This window comes from Salmonella sp. SSDFZ54, from assembly GCF_004010735.1.
GTDB classification, from domain to species: domain Bacteria; phylum Pseudomonadota; class Gammaproteobacteria; order Enterobacterales; family Enterobacteriaceae; genus Salmonella; species Salmonella enterica.
On sequence record NZ_CP034819.1, the window covers coordinates 4,449,028 to 4,470,906 of the forward strand.

The 21,879-nt window shown below is 53.1% G+C and carries 23 protein-coding genes and 2 pseudogenes; 17 read left to right on the plus strand and 8 right to left on the minus strand.

Translation table 11 applies throughout. The features are described from left to right. Positions 1 to 51 precede the first annotated feature (51 nt). A complete protein-coding gene (locus EOS97_RS22070) occupies positions 52 to 1,560 on the plus strand; it encodes a YdgA family protein (protein ID WP_000753334.1) in 1,509 nt (502 codons plus the stop codon). 57 nt (positions 1,561 to 1,617) lie between these two features. On the opposite strand, the pseudogene malI reads toward EOS97_RS22070, so the two are convergent. Beyond that, a pseudogene (malI, locus tag EOS97_RS22075) lies at positions 1,618 to 2,229 on the minus strand (Mal regulon transcriptional regulator MalI); the annotation flags it as partial. A 9-nt stretch (positions 2,230 to 2,238) separates the two neighbouring features. Between malI and EOS97_RS22080 the strand changes: the two are divergent. After that, positions 2,239 to 2,613, plus strand: a pseudogene (locus tag EOS97_RS22080) (aminotransferase class I/II-fold pyridoxal phosphate-dependent enzyme); the annotation flags it as partial. 217 nt (positions 2,614 to 2,830) lie between these two features. Then, the gene (gene add, locus EOS97_RS22085) at positions 2,831 to 3,832 is read left to right on the plus strand and encodes an adenosine deaminase (RefSeq protein WP_000565565.1); all 1,002 of its coding nucleotides are present in this window, start codon (positions 2,831 to 2,833) and stop codon (positions 3,830 to 3,832) included. 74 nt (positions 3,833 to 3,906) lie between these two features. On the opposite strand, the gene EOS97_RS22090 is transcribed toward add, so the two are convergent. Further along, complete coding sequence (locus tag EOS97_RS22090; RefSeq protein WP_000998242.1) at positions 3,907 to 4,947, minus strand: oxidoreductase; 1,041 nt, start codon at positions 4,945 to 4,947, stop codon at positions 3,907 to 3,909. 207 nt (positions 4,948 to 5,154) lie between these two features. On the opposite strand from EOS97_RS22090, the gene blr reads away from it, so the two are divergent. The 12 genes from blr to gstA all read left to right on the plus strand — a co-directional run bounded on the left by blr (position 5,155) and on the right by gstA (position 15,587). After that, the gene (gene blr, locus EOS97_RS22095; protein ID WP_001708800.1) at positions 5,155 to 5,280 is read left to right on the plus strand and encodes a division septum protein Blr; all 126 of its coding nucleotides are present in this window, start codon (positions 5,155 to 5,157) and stop codon (positions 5,278 to 5,280) included. A 296-nt stretch (positions 5,281 to 5,576) separates the two neighbouring features. Next, positions 5,577 to 5,792 (plus strand): transcription modulator YdgT, encoded by a 216-nt coding sequence (gene ydgT, locus EOS97_RS22100; RefSeq protein WP_000217946.1) that lies wholly within the window; start codon positions 5,577 to 5,579, stop codon positions 5,790 to 5,792. A gap of 88 nt (positions 5,793 to 5,880) precedes the next feature. Beyond that, a complete protein-coding gene (locus EOS97_RS22105) occupies positions 5,881 to 6,321 on the plus strand; it encodes a DUF2569 domain-containing protein (RefSeq protein ID WP_127836198.1) in 441 nt (146 codons plus the stop codon). 76 nt (positions 6,322 to 6,397) lie between these two features. Continuing rightward, positions 6,398 to 6,979, plus strand: coding sequence for an electron transport complex subunit RsxA (gene rsxA, locus EOS97_RS22110; RefSeq protein WP_000133179.1), 582 nt, complete (start codon positions 6,398 to 6,400; stop codon positions 6,977 to 6,979). Beyond that, complete coding sequence (rsxB, locus tag EOS97_RS22115) at positions 6,979 to 7,557, plus strand: electron transport complex subunit RsxB (protein WP_001092600.1); 579 nt, start codon at positions 6,979 to 6,981, stop codon at positions 7,555 to 7,557. Before rsxA ends, rsxB begins: the two co-directional genes overlap by 1 nt. Next, positions 7,550 to 9,757 carry an electron transport complex subunit RsxC gene (gene rsxC, locus EOS97_RS22120; RefSeq protein WP_039521429.1) on the plus strand — a complete coding sequence of 736 codons (2,208 nt, stop codon included), beginning with the start codon at positions 7,550 to 7,552 and terminating at the stop codon, positions 9,755 to 9,757. Before rsxB ends, rsxC begins: the two co-directional genes overlap by 8 nt. After that, positions 9,758 to 10,816: an electron transport complex subunit RsxD gene (gene rsxD, locus EOS97_RS22125; RefSeq protein WP_000231963.1), complete on the plus strand. Its 1,059-nt coding sequence runs from the start codon at positions 9,758 to 9,760 to the stop codon at positions 10,814 to 10,816. 3 nt (positions 10,817 to 10,819) lie between these two features. Then, positions 10,820 to 11,440 (plus strand): electron transport complex subunit RsxG, encoded by a 621-nt coding sequence (gene rsxG, locus EOS97_RS22130; protein WP_000920822.1) that lies wholly within the window; start codon positions 10,820 to 10,822, stop codon positions 11,438 to 11,440. A 2-nt stretch (positions 11,441 to 11,442) separates the two neighbouring features. Beyond that, on the plus strand, positions 11,443 to 12,135 hold the full coding sequence (locus EOS97_RS22135; protein ID WP_001289628.1) for an electron transport complex subunit E: 693 nt from the start codon (positions 11,443 to 11,445) through the stop codon (positions 12,133 to 12,135). Next, on the plus strand, positions 12,135 to 12,770 hold the full coding sequence (gene nth, locus EOS97_RS22140; RefSeq protein ID WP_001030313.1) for an endonuclease III: 636 nt from the start codon (positions 12,135 to 12,137) through the stop codon (positions 12,768 to 12,770). Before EOS97_RS22135 ends, nth begins: the two co-directional genes overlap by 1 nt. Before the next feature lie 601 nt (positions 12,771 to 13,371). Next, positions 13,372 to 14,877 (plus strand): dipeptide/tripeptide permease DtpA, encoded by a 1,506-nt coding sequence (gene dtpA / locus EOS97_RS22145; protein WP_000100911.1) that lies wholly within the window; start codon positions 13,372 to 13,374, stop codon positions 14,875 to 14,877. 104 nt (positions 14,878 to 14,981) lie between these two features. Further along, positions 14,982 to 15,587 (plus strand): glutathione transferase GstA, encoded by a 606-nt coding sequence (gstA, locus tag EOS97_RS22150; RefSeq protein WP_000765727.1) that lies wholly within the window; start codon positions 14,982 to 14,984, stop codon positions 15,585 to 15,587. 58 nt (positions 15,588 to 15,645) lie between these two features. Here gstA and pdxY read toward each other — a convergent pair whose 3' ends face one another. The 5 genes from pdxY to anmK all read right to left on the minus strand — a co-directional run bounded on the left by pdxY (position 15,646) and on the right by anmK (position 20,220). Next, positions 15,646 to 16,506 (minus strand): pyridoxal kinase PdxY, encoded by an 861-nt coding sequence (gene pdxY / locus EOS97_RS22155; RefSeq protein ID WP_000789736.1) that lies wholly within the window; start codon positions 16,504 to 16,506, stop codon positions 15,646 to 15,648. A 59-nt stretch (positions 16,507 to 16,565) separates the two neighbouring features. Continuing rightward, entirely contained in the window at positions 16,566 to 17,840 is a 1,275-nt protein-coding gene (gene tyrS / locus EOS97_RS22160) for a tyrosine--tRNA ligase (RefSeq protein WP_000168626.1), read from the minus strand. Positions 17,841 to 17,966: 126 nt separating this feature from the next. Further along, positions 17,967 to 18,623, minus strand: coding sequence for a pyridoxamine 5'-phosphate oxidase (gene pdxH / locus EOS97_RS22165; protein ID WP_001282334.1), 657 nt, complete (start codon positions 18,621 to 18,623; stop codon positions 17,967 to 17,969). A gap of 58 nt (positions 18,624 to 18,681) precedes the next feature. Beyond that, complete coding sequence (gene mliC / locus EOS97_RS22170) at positions 18,682 to 19,011, minus strand: C-type lysozyme inhibitor (protein WP_127836199.1); 330 nt, start codon at positions 19,009 to 19,011, stop codon at positions 18,682 to 18,684. Between the two features lie 87 nt (positions 19,012 to 19,098). Beyond that, positions 19,099 to 20,220 carry an anhydro-N-acetylmuramic acid kinase gene (gene anmK, locus EOS97_RS22175; RefSeq protein ID WP_000835020.1) on the minus strand — a complete coding sequence of 374 codons (1,122 nt, stop codon included), beginning with the start codon at positions 20,218 to 20,220 and terminating at the stop codon, positions 19,099 to 19,101. Between the two features lie 272 nt (positions 20,221 to 20,492). Here anmK and slyB point away from each other — a divergent pair, with 272 nt between their 5' ends. Then, positions 20,493 to 20,960 (plus strand): outer membrane lipoprotein SlyB, encoded by a 468-nt coding sequence (gene slyB / locus EOS97_RS22180; RefSeq protein ID WP_000597179.1) that lies wholly within the window; start codon positions 20,493 to 20,495, stop codon positions 20,958 to 20,960. A gap of 47 nt (positions 20,961 to 21,007) precedes the next feature. On the opposite strand, the gene slyA is transcribed toward slyB, so the two are convergent. Beyond that, positions 21,008 to 21,448: a transcriptional regulator SlyA gene (gene slyA, locus EOS97_RS22185; RefSeq protein ID WP_000764552.1), complete on the minus strand. Its 441-nt coding sequence runs from the start codon at positions 21,446 to 21,448 to the stop codon at positions 21,008 to 21,010. A gap of 194 nt (positions 21,449 to 21,642) precedes the next feature. On the opposite strand from slyA, the gene EOS97_RS22190 reads away from it, so the two are divergent. Continuing rightward, positions 21,643 to 21,879: a DUF1656 domain-containing protein gene (locus tag EOS97_RS22190; RefSeq protein WP_000649755.1), complete on the plus strand. Its 237-nt coding sequence runs from the start codon at positions 21,643 to 21,645 to the stop codon at positions 21,877 to 21,879.

Below are 21,879 nucleotides of genomic sequence, written 5' to 3' on the forward strand. Positions count from 1 at the left end.
ACTCCTCCAGGCGGTTTAATCCGCCTGGTTTCATTTTTATGGACAATTGATATGAAAAAAACACTGGTAGCTGCAGGTGTAGTGATTGCACTTGGCATCGTCTGGACAGGCGGTGCCTGGTATACGGGGAAAAAGCTGGAGAACCATCTTGCAGAAATGGTGACTCAGGCCAATGAACAGCTCAAGCGTACTGCGCCGGAGGCCGGTGTCGAATTAAGTTATCAAAACTACCAGCGTGGCGTGTTCAGTAGCCATCTGCAACTGGTTGTCAAACCGGTTGCCGGCGCAGACACTACCTGGTTGAAACCCGGGCAAAGCATTGTGCTGGACGAGTCCGTTTCACATGGCCCCTTCCCGCTCGCCCAGCTCAAAACGCTCAATCTGATCCCTTCTATGGCGTCGGTAAAAACCACCCTGGTGAATAACGATGCGGCAAAACCCCTCTTTGATATCGCGAAAGGCGACACGCCCTTTGTTATCAATACCCGCATTGGTTATGGCGGCGATACCCGCTCCGATATCTCTCTCAAGCCGTTAAACTACGAGAATGCCGGTGAAAAGGTCGCCTTTAGCGGCGGCGAGTTCCAGCTTAACGCCGATAAAGACGGTAATGTGGTTTCGCTGTCAGGCGAAGCGCAGAGCGGCCTGGTCGATGCCGTTAACGAATATAATCAGAAGGTCCAACTCACCTTTAATAATTTGAAAACCGACGGTACCAGTAAACTGGCAAGCTTTGGCGAGCGTGTAGGCGACCAAAAGTTAACGCTGGATAAACTGTCCATCGCCATTGAGGGTAAAGAGATGGCGGTGCTGGAAGGGATGGAAATTGCCGGCAAGTCCGATCTCGTCAACGACGGAAAAACCATTAACAGCCAGTTGGATTACTCGCTTAACAGCCTGAAAGTGCAGAATCAGGATTTAGGCAGCGGTAAATTAACGCTGAAAGTCGGTCAAATCGACGGCGAAGCCTGGCACCAGTTTAGTCAGCAATATCATGCGCAAACGCAGGCGCTGTTGAATCAGCCGGACGTGGCGCAGAATCCTGAGCTTTATCAGCAAAAAGTCACTGAAGCGTTCTTTAGCGCTCTCCCCGTGCTGTTAAAAGGCGATCCGGTACTGACTCTGGCGCCGCTTAGCTGGAAAAACGCCAAAGGGGAAACCACGCTGAATCTGTCGCTGTTCCTCAAAGATCCGGCAACCACAACGGCACAACCGCAAACGCTGGCGCAGGAAGTCGACCGCTCCGTGAAATCGCTGGATGCGAAACTGGCAATTCCGATGGACATGGCGGTCGAGTTTATGACGCAGATAGCAAAACTGGAAGGCTATCAGCAGGATGATGCGGAAAAACTGGCAAAACAGCAGGTGCAGGGGCTGTCCGCAATGGGTCAGATGTTCCGACTGACAACGCTGAAGGATAATACTATCGCCTCCAGTTTGCAGTACGCCAATGGCCAGATCACGCTCAACGGACAAAAAATGCCGTTGGAAGACTTTGTCGGCCTGTTTGGGATGCCAGCGCTTTCCGTACCGGACGTTCCGGCGCTGCCTCAACAATAATCGCCTTGCCGGGTGTCGCGACGCTGCACCCGGCCTGCGCCGAACGACGCGCAGCCTCTACTTTTGCGTTACCAGGCGAGCGGCTATCGTTTGACTCCGCACATGGTGCTCGTCGTGAGCAATACGCTGCAATATTCGTTCGGCCAGGGTATAGCCTATTTCTCGCGCCGGCGTACTGGCCCAGATAATCGGCAGGTCGTCGAGGGCGTTCTCCGCCACATCAGCAAACGCCGCCAGCGACACCTGCTGCTCGAAATAACGATCGACACCGCTCTCGCCACTCTGTCGTCCGGCTCTCAGTAGGCCAAACCACGCCCCCATCGCAATGGTTTCGTTGTAACAAACGACAGCGCTAATGGTCGGATTGTATCGCAACAGCGCGGTAATGCTTTCTGCTGCCTGCTTCTGACTGGAAGCGCATTCCACGACCCACTCGCTGTGAAACGGTAGACCGTATTTTAACAACGTCGCGCAATAGCCGCCCACGCGCTCCGCACGGGTTAAAGATGCGCTTTGTCCTCCCAGCCAGGCGATGCGCTGATGGCCCTGACGAATAAGGTACTCCGTCAGGAGTTGCGCCGCCTGCATGTTGTCAGGCCGAACGGTATCCGCATCATCAAGATAGCTGGCGCGTGACGCAAACACCACCGGAATTCCTTGTGCGTCGGCCTGCGCTCTTCTTCGCCAGCGGTGCTCTCGCTCACGGCGCATATTGCCGCGTATCAGCACGGCGCGCCGTGGCTGGATGCGTTACGCGCCTCGCTGGCGGCTAATATGCGCTATATTGAGCAGGCGCTGAATGGCGCCTTTCCGACGTTGAACTGGCAAGCGCCGCCATCGACCTATCTGGCATGGATTGATCTCCGTCCACTCGGCATTGACGATCAAAAATTACAGCACACGCTCATTCATCAGGAGAAAGTCGCCATTATGCCCGGCGATACCTATGGCGCAGAAGGCCGGGGATTTGTGCGTCTGAATGCCGGATGCCCTCGCCTGAAACTTGAAAAAGGCGTCAACGGATTGATTAACGCTATCCGCACCGTTCACTGATACTGTCTACAGGCGGGGGGTTGCCCCTTTATCCTGAGAGGCGATAACAGAGACGGCCCCCGTGAGCTGACCGGGGGCGCGTTAAAGAGAATGATACAAAATTTCTCCCGCGCTCTCGCGAAGTTGCAACGTAATGACTCCGTTTTTGCAAAATTTCCAGAGCATTATCGATCTGTAGTATAATGGTGCGCACTTTTATTAAAAATTGAGTGCGCCCATGATTGATATTACGCTTCCTTTGACTGACATCCACCGCCACCTTGATGGCAACATTCGCGCCCAAACAATTCTGGATCTTGGTCGGCAGTTCAACATCGCCCTTCCCGCCCAAACGCTGGAAACGCTGATTCCGCATGTACAGGTCACCTCAACCGAACCTGATTTAGTAAGCTTTCTCACTAAGCTCGATTGGGGGGTAAAAGTCCTGGCATCGCTTGACGCCTGCCGCCGTGTGGCCTTTGAAAATATTGAAGATGCCGCACGTAACGGCCTGCATTACGTCGAGCTTCGCTTTTCGCCCGGCTATATGGCGATGGCGCATCAGTTACCGATCGCAGGCGTGGTTGAAGCCGTTATCGACGGTGTACGCGACGGCTGTAACACGTTTGGCGTCGAGGCACGACTCATTGGCATTATGAGCCGTACCTTCGGCGAGGCGGCATGTTTACAGGAGCTTGATGCGCTGCTGGCGCACAGAGAGAAAATCACCGCGCTGGATTTAGCCGGTGATGAGCTGGGCTTTCCCGGCAGTCTGTTTTTGTCACACTTTAATCGGGCGCGCGATGCGGGCTGGCATATTACCGTTCACGCTGGCGAAGCCGCAGGGCCGGAAAGTATCTGGCAGGCGATTCGCGAACTGGGGGCCGAACGTATCGGACATGGCGTAAAAGCTGTCGAAGATCGCGCGTTAATGGATTTTCTTGCACAGCAGCGTATCGGTATTGAATCCTGTCTGACCTCGAATATTCAGACCAGTACCGTCGCATCGCTGGCAGATCATCCGCTCAAAACCTTCCTTGAGCATGGCGTTCTCGCCAGTCTTAATACGGACGATCCGGCTGTTCAGGGCGTAGATATTATCCATGAATATCACGTCGCCGCGCCAGCGGCAGGATTGAGCCGCGAACAGATTCGCCAGGCGCAGATTAACGGTCTGGAAATCGCCTTTCTGAGCGATGGCGAAAAACGTGCGCTGCGCGAAAAAGTGGCCGCGGCGTAAAATTGCTTTATTGATGCTAACGCCCTCTCTCCGCCTGCGGTTTAATGCTATCCTAGGCGGAGAAATGCGACATCTCAGGCAAGACACAGCGTCGCGCGATGTTTTGCCGATTCCATGCCCAGTTCAATCAACTCCATAATTTGAATCGCCTGACTTGCCGGCACGGGATTTTCACCGTTACCGTTTAACGCATCGCGGATGGCGGCATAATATGCCGGATAGTTACCCGGCAACGTAAGCCAGTTCTCTTCTTTGCGCGTCTCTCCCTCAACCAGGGTCAATACGCCGTCACGCATGTCGTATCCCCAGTCTTCCTGCGGTAAACGCTCGCCGTTTTTTAACCGTTCTTCCTGAGGATCGAGGCCATATTTTACATAGCTACCGCGCGAACCATGAACGATGTATCGCGCGGATTCCGCCGCGGCCAGCATCGTACCGTGCAAAATCACGCGGCGCTGGGGGTAGGATAAAATCGCGTGGAAATAATCTGTAGATTGCGCGCCCGGACGCAGTTGCGCTAAATCCACCGTCATGCTGACCGGCAGGCCAAAAAGTTGAATGGCCTGATCCAACAAGTGCGGTGCCAGATCGTACCAGATACCACTTCCTGGCCCGCCTTGCTCGCGCCAGCGGTCGCGCACCTGGGGACGGAAACGATCAAAGTGGGATTCAAACAAGGACACCTCGCCGAGCACGCCATCCGCCAGCAAGGCCTTCAGCGTCAAAAAATCGCTGTCCCAGCGTCGGTTGTGGAAGACGGAAAGTACCCGACCAGTGCTCCGCGCAAGCGCATCCAATTCTCGCGCCTGTGACAGTGTCACGGTAAAGGGTTTATCAACCACCACATGCTTACCGGCTTCCAGCGCAGCTTTCGCCAGCGGGAAATGGGTATCGTTGGGCGTCGGGATCACGATCAGGTCGATATGCGGATCGTTAAATAAATGTCGGGGCTCAGAGACCACGGAAACCGCCGGCCAGTCTGCTTTCACTTTTGTTTCATCGCTGCTGGATACCGCCGCAAGCTCTAGCCCTGGCGTTCCCATAATTAAGGGCGCATGAAAGGTTTTACTGGCGTAGCCATAACCGATTAACCCAACGCGGATTTTGTCATTCATCTCACTGCCTCCGGTTTTAGATATCGCTATTCCACACCATCGTGCGATTAGCCGCAATAGCGTCCTGACCATCAACGTAGCATCAAATGATTAACTTGTTACAGAACAGAGGCTGAAAACGTTTCCCTCCCTCTTGCCGACCGTTCGCCAGGAAAGTAACATTTACCCCCTGTGTTTATGGATAAATCAAAGCAAATGTCGTCAATAATGAATCGTCTTATTGAATTAACTGGGTGGATAGTTCTCGTTATCTCAGTCATTCTTTTAGGTATTGCCAACCATATTGACAATTACCAACCACCAGAGCCCACGGCTTCCGTCCAGAAGAAGTAAGCGTCAGATAATGTAAAGGCATTTTCGCGTGGTACGGTAAGCGGCGCCCCGGGGGGTACAAAGAAAAGTCAAAAACCGGCAAAAAAAACGAAATATGTCCTATCTGGTCTGACGTTTATTGCCTGTTGTAGGAAAGCGCGTTAACCTTTCGCCCCAGGCGCCATGTGGCGCCTGACTCTTTACCGGTAAGAATATTCCCTTTTTACCTGCACCCTGACCTCTCACTGGTGCGGTTTTGTTTATTTTTTATCAGTGACTACTCCGTTGGCATTATATTTAATATGGATCAACTTTATATGACTGTTCAGGATTATCTATTAAAATTCCGCAAAATTAGTTCGCTCGAAAGTCTGGAAAAACTGTTCGACCACCTTAACTATACCCTTACTGATGACATGGACATTGTTAATATGTATCGCGCTGCAGATCACCGCCGTGCCGAACTGGTTTCCGGAGGACGCCTGTTTGATGTAGGTCAGGTTCCGCAATCCGTCTGGCGCTATGTGCAATAAAGAAAGTAGCGTTTAACATCAAAAACCTTATAATATTTGCCCCAAAATGAGCGGCATGGCCGTTAATGCGCGTAACCCCGGAGAAGATATGACTACAACACCGCCACAACGAATTGGAGGCTGGCTTCTTGGCCCGTTAGCCTGGCTGTTAGTCGCGTTGTTGAGCGCCTCGCTGGCGTTATTACTCTACGTTATGGCGCTTGCCACACCGCAAACGTTCAAGACGCTTAGCGGACAGGAAACCGGTAATTTACTGCTATGGGGCATTTCATTTATTACCGCTATCGCCATGTGGTACTATACCCTGTGGTTGACAATCGCATTCTTCAAACGCAGACGCTGCGTGCCGAAGCATTACATTATCTGGCTGCTGGTGTCGGTGTTACTGGCGGTTAAAGCATTTGCCTTTTCGCCCGTCTCAGATGCCTTTGCCGTGCGTCAGTTACTCTTCCCACTGTTGGCGACGGCGCTCATTGTGCCTTATCTCAAACGTTCAGCGCGCGTTAAAGCAACGTTTGTTAATCCGTAATAACCCTACAGTTAACCTGTTGTCGCCTGTGGTAGTTTAACAGATAATAGGCGGCTTTTTTATTTCAGGCCGAAACATGACTGATTACCTGCTGCTCTTTGTCGGAACTGTACTGGTCAATAACTTTGTACTGGTCAAATTCCTGGGCCTTTGTCCCTTTATGGGCGTATCCAAAAAACTGGAAACCGCCATGGGGATGGGCCTCGCGACGACCTTTGTCATGACGCTGGCGTCGATATGCGCCTGGCTTATCGACACCTGGATACTTATTCCGCTGGATCTGATTTATCTGCGGACGCTGGCCTTTATCCTCGTCATTGCTGTGGTCGTGCAATTTACCGAAATGGTTGTACGGAAAACCAGCCCGGCGTTATACCGCTTGTTAGGCATCTTCTTACCACTGATTACCACTAACTGTGCGGTTCTGGGCGTAGCGTTACTGAATATTAATCTCGGTCATCACTTTCTTCAGTCGGCGCTGTACGGATTTTCCGCCGCCGTCGGTTTTTCATTAGTGATGGTTCTGTTTGCCGCCATCCGCGAACGCCTTGCCGTGGCGGATGTGCCCGCCCCTTTTCGTGGTAACGCGATAGCATTGATTACCGCAGGGTTAATGTCTTTGGCCTTTATGGGCTTTAGTGGTTTGGTGAAGTTGTAATGAATACTATCTGGATTGCCGTTGGCGCCCTGACCCTTCTGGGCCTGGTGTTCGGCGCCATTCTGGGTTATGCCTCCCGCCGATTCGCGGTTGAAGATGATCCGGTTGTTGAAAAAATCGATGCGATTTTGCCGCAGAGCCAGTGTGGTCAGTGCGGCTATCCCGGCTGTCGCCCCTACGCCGAAGCCGTGGGTCTCCAGGGCGAGAAAATCAATCGTTGCGCGCCCGGCGGCGAAGCCGTCATGCTGAAAATGGCAGAGTTGCTAAACGTAGAGCCGCAACCATGCGATGGTGAAGAACAGCAGGCTGCGCCAGTACGTATGCTGGCAGTTATTGATGAAAATAACTGCATTGGCTGCACAAAATGCATTCAGGCCTGCCCGGTTGACGCCATCGTTGGCGCAACGCGCGCCATGCACACGGTCATGAGCGATCTCTGTACTGGCTGTAATCTGTGCGTCGATCCGTGTCCGACGCACTGCATCGAATTACGTCCGGTGAATGAGACGCCCGACAGTTGGAAATGGGATTTGAACACCATTCCCGTTCGCATCATTCCCGTGGAACAACATGCTTAAACTATTTTCCGCTTTCAGAAAAGATAAAATCTGGGATTTCGACGGTGGTATTCATCCGCCCGAAATGAAGTCCCAGTCAAACGGCACGCCGCTGCGCCAGGTGCCTTTGGCGCCGCGCTTTGTTATCCCTTTAAAACAGCACATTGGCGCTGAGGGAGAGCTGTGCGTTAGCGTCGGCGATCGCGTGCTGCGCGGCCAGGCGCTTACCCGTGGACGTGGGAGAATGCTGCCGGTACACGCGCCCACCTCCGGGACGGTTATCGCTATTGCCCCCCACTCGACGGCACATCCTTCGGCGCTGGCGGAGTTAAGCGTCATCATTGATGCCGACGGCGAGGACCGCTGGATTGAGCGTGATGGCTGGTCTGATTACCGCGCCCACAGCCGTGAAGCGCTTATTGAACGCATTCATCAGTATGGCGTTGCCGGACTTGGCGGTGCAGGGTTTCCCACCGGCGTTAAATTGCAGGGTGGCGGCGATAAAATCACCACGCTTATTATCAATGCCGCAGAGTGCGAACCTTACATTACGGCGGACGATCGTTTGATGCAGGACTGCGCCGCGCAGATTGTGGAAGGTATTCGCATCCTGGCGCATATTCTGCAACCGCGTGAGGTATTAATCGGCATTGAAGATAACAAACCGCAGGCTATTTCCATGCTGCGCGCCGTACTGGCTGACGCCCACGATATTTCGTTACGTGTGATCCCAACCAAATACCCTTCCGGCGGCGCAAAACAGCTCACCCAAATACTGACGGGAAAACAGGTTCCCCACGGCGGGCGCTCCTCTGATATTGGCGTGCTGATGCAAAACGTCGGTACGGCGTATGCCGTTAAACGCGCCGTGATTGACGGCGAACCGATCACAGAACGCGTCGTCACCTTAACGGGTGAAGCGGTAAGCCGCCCGGGTAACGTCTGGGCGCGGCTCGGCACTCCCGTTCGTCATTTGCTTAACGATGCCGGGTTCTGCCCTTCTGCTGACCAGATGGTCATCATGGGCGGCCCGTTGATGGGATTCACCCTTCCCTGGCTTGACGTACCGGTCGTAAAAATCACCAACTGCCTGCTGGCGCCATCCGTGACTGAAATGGGAGCGCCTCAGGAAGAGAAAAGCTGTATTCGTTGCAGCGCTTGCGCTGACGCTTGCCCTGCCGACCTTTTACCGCAGCAGCTTTATTGGTTCAGCAAAGGGCAGCAGCATGACAAGGCTACCGCTCACCATATTGCTGATTGTATAGAATGCGGCGCCTGCGCCTGGGTCTGCCCGAGTAATATTCCGCTCGTCCAATATTTCCGTCAGGAAAAAGCGGAGATTAATGCGATCAGGCTTGAAGAAAAACGCGCCGCCGAAGCCAAAGCACGTTTTGAGGCTCGTCAGGCAAGACTGGAGCGCGAAAAAGCCGCCCGCCTTGCACGTCACAAGAGCGCAGCAGTACAACCAGCGGTAAAAGATCAGGATGCCATTGCCGCTGCGCTGGCGCGGGTAAAAGAGAAACAGGCGCAGGCCACGCAACCAGTGGTTATTCAGGCGGGTAGTCTGCCAGACAATAGCGCCGTCATCGCGGCCCGTGAAGCGCGTAAAGCGCAAGCGCGCGCTAAACAAGCCGCTCATCCGGTGGCTGACAGCGCGATATCCGGCGGCGATCCGCGTAAAGCCGCGGTGGAGGCGGCTATCGCCCGCGCCAAAGCCCGCAAACAGGAGCAGCAGGCCGGAAGCGAACCTGCCGAAGCGGTCGACCCGCGCAAAGCCGCGGTGGAGGCGGCCATCGCCCGCGCCAAAGCCCGCAAACAGGAGCAGCAGGCCGGAAGCGAACCTGCCGAAGCGGTCGACCCGCGCAAAGCCGCGGTGGAAGCGGCTATCGCCCGCGCCAAAGCCCGCAAACAGGAGCAGCAGGCCGGAAGCGAACCTGCCGAAGCGGTCGACCCGCGCAAAGCCGCGGTGGAAGCGGCTATCGCCCGCGCCAAAGCCCGCAAGCAGGAGCAGCAGGCCGGAGGCGAACCTGCCGAAGCGGTCGACCCGCGTAAAGCCGCGGTGGAAGCGGCCATCGCCCGCGCCAAAGCCCGTAAGCAGGAGCAGCAGGCCGGAAGCGAACCTGCCGAACCGGCCGACCCGCGTAAAGCCGCGGTTGCTGCGGCTATCGCCCGCGTTCAGGCAAAAAAAGCAGCACAGCAGCAGGTTGTTAACGAGGATTAAATGGTATTCAGAATCGCAAGCTCGCCTTATACCCATAACCAGCGCCAGACATCGCGAATCATGTTGCTGGTAGTAATCGCCGCTCTGCCGGGGATTGCCGCGCAGACGTGGTTTTTTGGTTGGGGAACGCTTTTCCAGATCGTTCTGGCTGCTATCACGGCGCTCGTCGCAGAAGCCATTGTCCTCAGGCTGCGCAAACAATCGGTCGCCAGTCACCTGCAGGATTATTCCGCGTTATTGACGGGGCTTTTGCTGGCGGTCAGCATCCCTCCGCTTGCGCCCTGGTGGATGGTCGTGCTGGGAACCGGATTCGCCATTATTATCGCTAAACAGTTATATGGCGGGCTGGGACAAAACCCCTTTAATCCGGCCATGATCGGTTACGTGGTGCTATTAATTTCCTTTCCGGTGCAAATGACAAGCTGGTTGCCGCCTTATGAAATAGCCGCAACAACGCCCGATATGCTGGACACGTTGCGGATGATTTTTACCGGGCATACCGCCAGCGGCGGCGATATGACGCTGCTACGTATCGGTATTGACGGTATCAGCCAGGCGACGCCGCTGGATACGTTTAAAACGTCCTTGCGCGCCGGGCACTCCGTTGAGCAAATCATGCAGTACCCGATATACAGCGGCGCGCTGGCTGGCGTGGGCTGGCAGTGGGTTAACCTCGCCTGGCTTGTCGGCGGCGTATTCCTGCTGTGGCAAAAAGCTATCCGCTGGCATATCCCGGTCAGTTTTCTGCTCACGCTGGCGCTATGCGCCGCGTTAGGCTGGCTTTTCTCGCCCGCTACGCTGGCCTCGCCGCAGCTTCATCTGCTGTCAGGCGCCACCATGCTGGGCGCATTTTTTATCTTAACGGATCCGGTTACCGCCTCCACGACCAACCGTGGACGTTTAATTTTCGGCGCGCTGGCTGGGGTATTAGTGTGGCTGATTCGTAGCTTCGGCGGCTATCCGGACGGCGTTGCTTTTGCTGTCCTGTTGGCGAATATCACGGTTCCTCTGATCGACTACTACACGCGCCCCCGCGTCTATGGACATCGTAAAGGATAAACCATGTTGAAAACGATTCGTAAACACGGTATTACGCTGGCGCTTTTTGCCGCAGGTTCTACGGGATTGACCGCGGTGATTAATCAGATGACAAAATCAACCATCCACGAACAAGCGCTGCAACAACAGCATGCCCTGTTCGATCAGGTATTGCCGCCAGATCGTTACAATAATAATCTGCAAGAGAGCTGTTATCTGGTCGATGCGCCCGCCCTCGGCAAAGGCACACACCGTGTTTTTATCGCTCGCAAGGATGATAAACCCGTAGCGGCCATCATTGAGGCCACCGCCCCAGATGGCTATTCCGGCGCTATCCAGCTTATTGTTGGCGCAGATTTCAACGGTACCGTCCTGGGGACGCGTGTGACGGAACATCATGAGACGCCAGGGTTAGGGGATAAAATTGAGCGCCGTTTGTCTGACTGGATTACCCACTTTAGCGGTAAAACCATCAGCGGTGAAAATGATACGCACTGGGCGGTGAAAAAGGATGGCGGTGATTTTGATCAATTTACCGGGGCGACAATAACGCCGCGCGCCGTGGTGAATGCGGTTAAACGCGCCGGGCTGTACGCCGAATCACTGCCCGCTCAGCTCCCCCATTTAACCGCCTGTGGAGAATAGCCATGAGCGAAATAAAAGACATTGTTGTTCAGGGGTTATGGAAAAATAACTCTGCTCTGGTGCAGCTACTTGGCCTGTGCCCTTTACTGGCGGTGACGTCTACGGCAACCAACGCTCTGGGGCTGGGTCTGGCCACAACGCTGGTATTAACGCTGACCAACCTTACGGTGTCCGCACTACGTCGCTGGACGCCGGCAGAAATCCGTATCCCGATTTACGTCATGATCATTGCCTCGGTGGTAAGCGCAGTACAGATGCTGATCAATGCGTATGCGTTCGGTTTGTATCAGTCTTTAGGGATTTTTATTCCTCTGATTGTAACGAACTGCATTGTTGTTGGTCGCGCCGAAGCGTTTGCCGCGAAAAAAGGACCGTGGCTTTCCGCGTTGGACGGTTTTTCCATCGGCATGGGCGCGACAGGCGCGATGTTCGTGCTGGGTTCGCTGCGCGAGATCCTCGGGAATGGTACGCTTTTCGATGGCGCGGATAGCCTGCTGGGAGGCTGGGCAAAAGTATTACGAGTCGAGATATTTCACACCGACTCGCCTTTCCTGCTGGCGATGCTGCCGCCAGGCGCGTTTATCGGCCTGGGGCTCATGCTGGCGGTAAAATATCTTATTGATGAAAAAATGAAGAAACGCCGCGCCGAAACCGCGCCTTCCGCAGTTCCGGCAGGTGAAACAGGGAAAGTCTGATGAACAAAGCAAAAAGGCTGGAAATTCTGACGCGCCTGCGCGACAACAATCCGCACCCCACAACGGAACTCAATTTCACGTCGCCGTTTGAGTTGCTGATTGCCGTGTTGCTTTCCGCGCAGGCAACCGACGTCAGCGTGAACAAGGCTACCGCCAAACTTTACCCGGTCGCCAATACGCCAGCCGCGATGCTGGAACTGGGCGCAGAAGGCGTGAAATCCTATATCAAAACCATCGGTTTATTTAACAGTAAAGCGGAAAACGTGATTAAGACCTGCCGTATTTTACTGGACAAGCATAATGGCGAAGTGCCGGAGGATCGGGCGGCGCTGGAAGCGCTTCCCGGCGTGGGGCGTAAAACCGCTAACGTAGTACTAAATACCGCCTTCGGCTGGCCGACCATCGCCGTTGATACGCATATATTTCGTGTATGCAACCGAACACAGTTCGCGCCGGGTAAAAATGTCGAGCAGGTAGAAGAGAAGTTGCTGAAAGTGGTGCCGAATGAGTTCAAAGTGGACTGCCATCACTGGTTAATTTTGCATGGCCGCTATACCTGTATCGCCCGAAAACCCCGCTGCGGCTCCTGCCTCATTGAAGATCTTTGCGAATACAAAGAAAAAGTCGATATTTGATATGGTCGGAGTGCGTCCGTCACGCCAGCGCGCTCCCACCTTCGGCCTGGATCTATTTTAGCCATCAATCATTCCAGTCTCTGTCCTTTTTCTGATGTAATGTGCTTTCGTTTTCACTCCACGTCAGGTTAATCATTTTTTTAATCGCAAAAAATTCTATCTATCCGTGATCAGGATCACTTTGATAACTTCATGTGAAATTTAATGACATCTAAGGTTACATTTACAACCGGATAGACTGACGCCCCGTTTTCACTACAAAACATTACTCTGCCATTTTTTCAGATAATGGCCTATATCACTGCTTTTCACCTTAAATAGCAGAAGATATCGCCTTTCACCCAAACTAATGGCCTTTTTGCAGTGTAAAAATCTGCCATTCTTCAAATGAAGAAATTTAACGCTGGATAACATTTCTGACATCGGACGATTCAACCAGAAGAGTTATATGTAACAGATTATTACAAAGCTCTTGTCTGGAGAGGAAAGATAGTGAACATTACCTGCCGTTTCCCCTCCAATATAACAATCGGACGGATGAGTCTGACTCATCACGCGCCAGACAATCCCTGTTAATACGGGGCGTAAAAAAGAGGTAAAAGTGTCTACTGCAAACAAAAAACCAACTGAAAGCGTCAGTTTGAACGCTTTCAAACAACCGAAGGCGTTCTATCTCATCTTCTCGATAGAGTTATGGGAGCGTTTTGGTTATTACGGCCTGCAAGGCATTATGGCCGTCTACCTGGTAAAACAACTGGGTATGTCAGAAGCGGATTCCATCACCCTTTTCTCTTCCTTCAGTGCGCTGGTGTACGGCCTGGTCGCCATTGGCGGTTGGTTAGGTGATAAAATTCTGGGCACCAAACGCGTTATTATGCTGGGTGCCGTGGTGCTGGCTATCGGTTATGCGCTGGTCGCATGGTCTGGTCATGACGCTGGCATCGTCTATATGGGCATGGCGGCTATCGCTGTGGGTAACGGTCTGTTTAAAGCTAACCCGTCTTCCCTGCTGTCTACCTGTTACGCGAAGGACGATCCGCGTCTCGACGGCGCATTTACGATGTATTATATGTCCGTCAACATCGGCTCCTTCTTCTCTATGCTGGCGACGCCGTGGCTGGCGGCGCGTTATGGCTGGAGCACCGCGTTTGCGCTTAGCGTCGTCGGTATGCTGATAACCGTCGTTAACTTTGCTTTCTGCCAGCGCTGGGTGAAAAGCTACGGTTCCAAACCCGACTTTGAACCGATCAACTTCCGTAATCTGCTGCTGACAATCGTCGGTATTGTCGTTCTGATTGCGGTCGCCACCTGGCTGCTGCACAACCAGGATATCGCGCGTATGGTGCTGGGCGTAATCGCTCTTGGCATCGTCATTATCTTCGGTAAAGAAGCGTTTTCCATGCACGGTGCGGCTCGCCGTAAAATGATCGTCGCCTTTATTTTGATGCTGCAGGCGATTATCTTCTTCGTACTGTACAGCCAGATGCCGACGTCGCTGAACTTCTTTGCCATTCGTAACGTCGAGCACTCTATTCTCGGTATCGCGTTCGAACCGGAACAGTATCAGGCGCTGAACCCATTCTGGATCATTATCGGCAGCCCGATTCTGGCCGCTATCTATAACAGGATGGGCGATACGCTGCCGATGCCGATGAAATTCGCCATTGGTATGGTGCTGTGTTCCGGCGCGTTCCTGATTCTGCCGCTGGGCGCCAAATTTGCGAACGATGCCGGCATCGTATCCGTAAACTGGCTGATCGCAAGCTACGGCCTGCAAAGTATCGGTGAGCTGATGATCTCCGGTCTGGGACTGGCAATGGTCGCACAGTTGGTTCCGCAGCGTCTGATGGGCTTCATCATGGGTAGCTGGTTCCTGACAACGGCAGGCGCTAACATCATCGGCGGTTATGTCGCCAACCTGATGGCTGTGCCGAGCGACGTGACTGACCCACTGATGTCCCTGGAAGTCTATGGTCGCGTATTTATGCAGATTGGCATAGCAACCGCCGTTATCGCCGTCCTGATGCTGCTGACAGCGCCTAAGCTGAACCGTATGACCCAGGACGATGATACCGCTGAAAAAGGCTCTAAAGCCGCTACAGTTTAATTTTCCGGGAAACAACATTCAGGCCGCTAACTGTGCGTTAGCGGCTTTTTTTTTGCTCGTCCCCGCACTACCATACTTTAAACCTCAGCAAAAAGGAGTTACCGATGAAACTGTTCTACAAACCGGGTGCCTGCTCTCTTGCTTCCCATATTACCCTGCGCGAAATTGGCAAAGACTTTACGCTTGATGGCGTCGATCTCGCAAAAAAACGCCTGGAAAACGGTGATGATTACCTGGCAGTCAACCCTAAAGGACAGGTTCCGGCTCTGCTGCTGGATGACGGCACACTGTTGACTGAAGGCGTCGCCATTATGCAGTACCTCGCCGACAGCGTTCCCGACCGCCAGCTTCTGGCGCCGGTAAGTAGTCTTGCTCGCTATCATACGCTGGAATGGCTCAACTATATTGCAACGGAACTGCATAAAGGCTTTACCCCGCTGTTCCGCCCTGACACGCCGGAAACACTTAAACCCGCCGTTCGCGCCGGTCTGGAAAAGAAATTGCAGTATGTGGATGAGTCGCTTTCAGACGACCAGTGGATTTGCGGCCAGCGTTTTACCATTGCAGACGCTTATCTGTTTACCGTATTGCGTTGGGCCTATGGCGTAAAACTGAATATGGACGGGTTAACGCATATTGAAAGTTACATGCAGCGTGTCGCAAAAAGACCGACCGTTGCGGCAGCGCTTAAAGCGGAAGGACTGAATTAATGTCATGTTGCCGGATAGCTCGCTGTACCGCCATCCGGCCTCTTTTTAGCAGCAATAATTACAGCCGCGTTGCGCTGAAGTAATGTTCAGGGTTAGCGATCCTGTCCTGGGCCGCCACGACCTGCAGTTCGTACTCCTGCATCGTTTTGGTGGCGATCATAATCTCATAGACTGCCGCCGTAACGTGCTCCAGCGCCTGCTGCAACGTCGCGCCCTGCAAAAGTTTGACCAGCAATAAACCACTGGTGACATCGCCAACGCCAACCGGCTGACGTGAGCCGAAATCCACCAGCGGACGGCTAATATGCCAGGCTTCCTGCGCTGTCACCAGCAGCATTTCAAAGCGTTCTGAACTGTAACCGGCGCGGGCGAGATGTTTTACCAGTACAATTTCTGGCCCCTGAGCAATCAGTTCTCGCGCCGCCTGCACGGCGTCATTCACATTATTCACGCTATGTTTGCTGAGAATTTCCAGTTCAATCAGGTTAGGCGCGATAATATCGCTGGCGGGTAGCGCATAACGCACATGGAACTCTGCGACGCCAGGCGCCACGATACAACCCTTTTCCGGATGCCCCATCACGGGATCACAGAAATATTTTGCCTGCGGATTTGCTGCTTTAACCTGGCGCACAATACCGAGAATGTGTTCTCCCTGCTCGGCAGATCCCAGGTAACCGCTAAGTACGGCGTCGCAGTGCGCTAACTGGCCAATGTCCGCAATCCCCTGGACAATCTCAGTCAGATGGCTGGGCGGCATGACACAGCCGGTCCATTTACCATATTGCGTGTGGTTAGAAAACTGAACGGTATTCAGCGGCCAAACATTCGCGCCAAGACGGCGCATGGGAAATTCGGCGGCGCTGTTGCCCGCATGTCCGAAAACAACATGGGACTGGATAGCGAGGATATTCTTCATTTTTTTACCTGAACATCAAAAATAAGGGAGTGATTTCTCACTCCCTGTTACTTAATGCCTTATTTCCAGCAAATCAGACAATAGTTCTTTTTGCCGCGACGTAATAAGGTATAGCGGCCAAACAGACGGTCCTCATCGTTAAAGATGTATTCAGGATCGGATTGTTTTTCACCATTGATAGTGACAGCGTTGGAGGCGATAGTCTTACGCGCCTGACCACGCGACGGCTGGAGTTCGGCGTCTACCAGCGCCTGCATCAGGTCGGCGCCTTTTTCCATTTCAACCATCGGTACGCCGTCCTGCGCCAACTGCTCAAAGTCAGCTTCGCTCAGCGCGCTCAGTGAACCGCTGAACAGGCATTCAGTGATCCGTTTCGCCGCAACCAGCCCCTCTTCACCATGAACCAGGCGCGTCACCTGCTCGGCCAGCACATACTGCGCGCGCGGCGCTTTACCGCTGTTTTTATCTTCTTCTTCCAGGGCATTGATCTCTTCAATGTCCATAAAAGTGAAGAATTTCAGGAAGCGATAAACATCGGCATCTGCGGTGTTAATCCAGAACTGGTAGAATTTGTACGGACTGGTTTTCTTCGGATCCAGCCAGACAGCGCCGCCTTCGGTTTTACCGAATTTCGTGCCGTCAGCTTTGGTGATCAGCGGAACGGTCAAACCAAATACCTGATTCTGGTGCAGGCGACGGGTCAGGTCGATACCGGAAGTGATGTTCCCCCACTGGTCAGAACCGCCAATCTGTAAGGCAACGCCGTGCAGTTTATTCAGACAAGCGAAGTCGTACCCCTGTAGCAGGTTATAAGAGAACTCCGTGAAAGAGATACCCTGATCGTCACGGTTCAGACGCTGCTTCACCGCTTCTTTGTTGATCATCTGATTAACGGAAAAATGTTTACCGATATCGCGCAGGAAAGTCAGCACATTCATGCTGCCGAACCAGTCATAGTTATTGGCCGCGATGGCAGAGTTTTCGCCGCAATCAAAGTCCAGGAATGGGGCAACCTGTTTACGAATTTTCGCCACCCACTCCTGAACGGTCTCTTCAGTGTTCAGTTTACGCTCGGCAGCTTTGAAGCTCGGGTCGCCAATCAGACCGGTCGCGCCGCCTACCAGCGCAACAGGTTTGTGCCCTGCCTGCTGGAAGCGTTTCAGGCATAACAATGGAACCAGATGCCCCAAATGCAAGCTGTCAGCGGTAGGATCGAAGCCGCAATAGAGCGCGATCGGGCCTTGCGCCAGTCGCTCTGCCAACGCGTCTTCGTCCGTCACCTGGGCTACCAGCCCCCGCTCTTGCAATTGTTTAATCAAGTTACTGCTTGCCATCAAAATCTCCATGTATAAAACGACTGCACCTTTGCCGGTACACGACTTTTCGCCAGACGCGAAAGAGACATAGCATAAAACGGCGGATTCATCCGCACCAGTGCTTAAAACAAGATTTTTGCATCTTTAGGGCGCAAGACGGTCGATTTTCCATGCGCCGTCGTCGCGTTGGTATAAAAAGCGATCGTGCAGACGATGTTCGCCGCCCTGCCAGAACTCCATCTGTTCAATACTCACGCGAAAACCGCCCCAGAAGCTGGGTAGCGGCACTTCGCCCTGTTGAAACTTCTGCTTGAGCTCCAGGAATTTGCTTTCGAGGATACCGCGCGCGGAAATGCGGCTGGATTGTTTAGAGACCCATGCGCCGATCTGGCTGTCGCGCGGACGGCTGTGGAAATACCTCACCACCTCAAGTGTGGAGAGACGCTCGGCTTTGCCTGTCACCATCACCTGGCGTTCAAGCATATGCCAGGGAAATAACAGACTGATACGCGGATTGTGCTCAATTTGATGCGCCTTGCGGCTTCCCAGGTTGGTATAAAAGACCAGGCCTTTTTCATCATAATGCTTGAGCAATACAATACGCTGGTACGGTTGCCCCTTGTCATCTACGGTCGCCACGACCATTGCCGTCGGATCGGCCAGTCTGGCGTCGCACGCTTGCCCAAGCCAGCGCTCAAATAAGGTTAACGGTTCAGCGGGTAAATCGCGGCGACGCAAGCCGCCTTTCGTGTATTCACGGCGCAGATGCGCGATCTGCTGCAATTGGTCGTTATCAGACATGGCGTTGATCAGAAATAATCAGTGGGTGGCGCTATTGTGCGCCCCCATACTGAAAATCTCAACGCTTCGGATTTTGTAACTGACAGTTTTTAAGCACAATTCTGTCTCGTTTATAGACCGTGGCGCTCTCGCCTTGCGACCAGAAAACATAAATCCCGTCGGTATAACGCGCGCCCGAGGCCGAGATTCCTTGCTTCAGGGTCAGCAGCTTATTGTCATAAACAAAACTGACCTCTTCACGCGGGTTATTGACTTTAACGGTAAGCGGCTTCTCATCACACTGGTATTCCAGCGTATCCGTTTGCATACGTTCAACAAATTGTTGATAAACGCTACAGCCGGTCAGCAGCACAGGTAAACACATTATTACGATCTTTTTCATAGGCATATCCCGAAAGCTCTCCTGCTTCTGGAAGGGCAAACGCCCCTTCCTGACCTTGCTAGTTTACCGATATAAGGTCCGGGAAAAATTCAGTTAACTCTGAGTTATTGGGTTAGCCGGGTAAATAGCGCCTAAAACACTGGCTTCTGCAGCCCCCGTCACGGAAGGTAAATTTCCCGGCAGGCCCGCGAGCGTTCGCCAGGCAAGCCATGCAAAGGCCAGCGCTTCCATATCATCGCCGCTGATCCCCGCCTTATCGGTGGTCGAAACCTCGATACCGGGCAACAGCGCCGCCAGACGGGCCATCACTAACGGATTCCGGCTTCCGCCGCCACAGACCATCAGCCGCTCGCAGCCGCCATTGAGCAGCACCTGTTGGGCGATGGAGACCGCCGTCAGCTCCGCCAGCGTGGCCTGTACATCGCGCGCGTCTGCGCCAGGGAAAGCCGTAAGATGACGCTCTAACCAGCCATAGTTGAAATATTCGCGACCTGTACTTTTGGGCGCCGACGCAGCAAAGTACGGATCGCGCAACATCTTTTGCAGCAATGGAAGAATAACCTGACCTTCTTTCGCCCATGCCGCGTCTTTGTCGTAGGGCTGCGCGCATTGTCGCCAAATCCACGCATCCATCAACATATTACCCGGCCCCGTGTCGTACCCGCGCACCGCCTGTCCGGGGAAAAGCAGAGATAAATTGGCGATGCCGCCGATATTCAGGACCATACGTTTTTCCGTCGGATGTCCCAACAGCGCGTGATGGAAAGCGGGCACCAGCGGCGCGCCTTGTCCGCCCAGCGCAATATCCCGCCGCCGAAAATCGCCGACCACTGTAATTCCCGTATGGGCGACGATGTGATTATTATCGCCAATTTGCAGCGTATGCGGGGCCTCGCCGGTCGGCTCATGCCAGACCGTTTGCCCATGACAACCAATGGCGACGATATCCCGCGGCTGCAAACGTTGTTGCGCTAACAGCGCATTAACCGCCTGTGCAAAAAGCCGGCCTAACTGGGTATCCAGCTGGCCGAGTTGCGAGAGCGTAAGCGGTTGTCCCTGGCAAATATCGAGAATGCCTTTTTTCAGATGAACGGGAATGGGCCAGGTGAGACTTGCCTGTTGCGCAACCATGGTTTCATCAATTGCCGCCAGTACAACATCCACGCCATCAAGGCTGGTCCCGGACATAACGCCAATAAAACGGCCCGATTTCATACCTCTTCCTTATTAAGCTGGGTTAAGCCTTAACACTCGGCATAACGTATTTTGCAATGCGATGCCCGCGTCACGTTTTTTGCCGTGCCGTCCACGGATATCAATAACCTATCTTTTCTTGCTTCCCACTTCGTTTAAGATTAGTTAATTAACTTCTGATTATGATTTTTACATTCTTTCGGCAGAAGATATGACCTTAACTGCATAAATGCCATATAATTTAGCTATAGGGATGCTGAAATAGCGTTTCGTGAAGAACAGGAGATGGGTAAATGATTAAACGTGTACTGGCCGTTTCACTGATGGGGTTATCCTTAGCTGGGTGTGTTAACAATGATAGCCTTTCGGGTGATGTTTATACCGCATCCGAGGCTAAACAAGTTCAGAATGTAACGTACGGTACTATCGTTAACGTTCGTCCGGTTCAAATTCAGGGCGGTGATGATTCTAACGTGATTGGCGCTATCGGCGGCGCGGTGTTGGGCGGGTTCCTCGGCAACACTATCGGCGGCGGTACGGGTCGCTCACTGGCGACCGCGGCAGGCGCGGTGGCTGGTGGCGTAGCGGGCCAGGGCGTCCAGAGCGCAATGAATAAAACCCAGGGTGTGGAACTGGAAATTCGTAAAGACGATGGCAACACCATTATGGTTGTGCAGAAACAAGGAAATACGCGTTTCTCGGCAGGTCAGCGTGTCGTGCTGGCCAGCAACGGCAGCCAGGTTACTGTCTCTCCACGCTAAACCAGGCTTTACGTGTGGTCACATGGCCACACGTATGCCCCTGCACCTCAATCGTGAGAGTGCAATTCCATAATATTGTGTTCAAGTTTAGCGACAAGTTTAATCAGAAGCTCAATCTCCTCTGAAGAAATCCCAGCCAAAATTTCACCGCGCGTTTTATGAATGACCGCTTCCATCTCAGCGATCAGCGGCTCCGCTTTTTCGGTCAGTTTAATGCGCTTAGCGCGACGATCGCTGGCGCAGGTTTGCCGCGAAATTAGCCCCTTATCTTCAAGTTGATCCAACGTGCGTACCAGCGATGGCTGCTCAATGCCTATCGCTTTAGCCAATTGAATCTGCGACTGGTCAGGCGGCAATTGATGAATATTGTGCAACGTGACCCAATGTGTCTGCGTCAATTCCAGAGGCTTGAGGCGATGGTCAATCAGAGCACGCCAAATGCGCACCAACCGTGCCAGATCAGAACCTAGTGGCGATTCCAATTTCATCTCCTTATAATTAGCTTGCTAAGTTATTATGCTGATTTTAGAATAGTGTGCAGTATTTGTATTCTCAAAACAAATGTATTGCTAAATTTGCTTACCAATAGACATTTTTTCAGACATAGTGCGCACCTGGCACCTGTAGCTTCAGTTTTGGCTAAAACTAAAGCATCGATGTCTGACGCAAAGGAACATTGCTTGTGAAGTGTATACTCAACGCCACAGGATTGCCCTTACAAGATCTCATGTTGGGAGCATCTGTTTACTTTCCGCCATTCTTTAAAGCCTTTGCGCTTGGGTTCGTTATCTGGTTGTTTATTCACCGACTCCTGCGTGACCGGATATACTCTGATGAAATCTGGCATCCCCTGTTAATGGATCTCTCCCTCTTTACGCTTTGCGTATGTCTGGGCCTCGTTTTACTGATCGCGTGGTAA

Coding starts and splice junctions, on each gene's coding strand:
- slyA (WP_000764552.1), bottom strand. CDS start 21,448: ATGAAATTGGAATCGCCACTAGGTTCTGATCTGGCACGGTTGGTGCGC.
- tyrS (WP_000168626.1), bottom strand. CDS start 17,840: ATGGCAAGCAGTAACTTGATTAAACAATTGCAAGAGCGGGGGCTGGTA.
- add (WP_000565565.1), top strand. CDS start 2,831: ATGATTGATATTACGCTTCCTTTGACTGACATCCACCGCCACCTTGAT.
- EOS97_RS22135 (WP_001289628.1), top strand. CDS start 11,443: ATGAGCGAAATAAAAGACATTGTTGTTCAGGGGTTATGGAAAAATAAC.
- slyB (WP_000597179.1), top strand. CDS start 20,493: ATGATTAAACGTGTACTGGCCGTTTCACTGATGGGGTTATCCTTAGCT.
- EOS97_RS22090 (WP_000998242.1), bottom strand. CDS start 4,947: ATGAATGACAAAATCCGCGTTGGGTTAATCGGTTATGGCTACGCCAGT.
- rsxB (WP_001092600.1), top strand. CDS start 6,979: ATGAATACTATCTGGATTGCCGTTGGCGCCCTGACCCTTCTGGGCCTG.
- rsxD (WP_000231963.1), top strand. CDS start 9,758: ATGGTATTCAGAATCGCAAGCTCGCCTTATACCCATAACCAGCGCCAG.
- anmK (WP_000835020.1), bottom strand. CDS start 20,220: ATGAAATCGGGCCGTTTTATTGGCGTTATGTCCGGGACCAGCCTTGAT.
- pdxH (WP_001282334.1), bottom strand. CDS start 18,623: ATGTCTGATAACGACCAATTGCAGCAGATCGCGCATCTGCGCCGTGAA.
- rsxC (WP_039521429.1), top strand. CDS start 7,550: ATGCTTAAACTATTTTCCGCTTTCAGAAAAGATAAAATCTGGGATTTC.
- pdxY (WP_000789736.1), bottom strand. CDS start 16,506: ATGAAGAATATCCTCGCTATCCAGTCCCATGTTGTTTTCGGACATGCG.
- nth (WP_001030313.1), top strand. CDS start 12,135: ATGAACAAAGCAAAAAGGCTGGAAATTCTGACGCGCCTGCGCGACAAC.
- gstA (WP_000765727.1), top strand. CDS start 14,982: ATGAAACTGTTCTACAAACCGGGTGCCTGCTCTCTTGCTTCCCATATT.
- rsxA (WP_000133179.1), top strand. CDS start 6,398: ATGACTGATTACCTGCTGCTCTTTGTCGGAACTGTACTGGTCAATAAC.
- EOS97_RS22070 (WP_000753334.1), top strand. CDS start 52: ATGAAAAAAACACTGGTAGCTGCAGGTGTAGTGATTGCACTTGGCATC.
- mliC (WP_127836199.1), bottom strand. CDS start 19,011: ATGCCTATGAAAAAGATCGTAATAATGTGTTTACCTGTGCTGCTGACC.
- rsxG (WP_000920822.1), top strand. CDS start 10,820: ATGTTGAAAACGATTCGTAAACACGGTATTACGCTGGCGCTTTTTGCC.
- EOS97_RS22105 (WP_127836198.1), top strand. CDS start 5,881: ATGACTACAACACCGCCACAACGAATTGGAGGCTGGCTTCTTGGCCCG.
- blr (WP_001708800.1), top strand. CDS start 5,155: ATGAATCGTCTTATTGAATTAACTGGGTGGATAGTTCTCGTTATCTCA.
- ydgT (WP_000217946.1), top strand. CDS start 5,577: ATGACTGTTCAGGATTATCTATTAAAATTCCGCAAAATTAGTTCGCTC.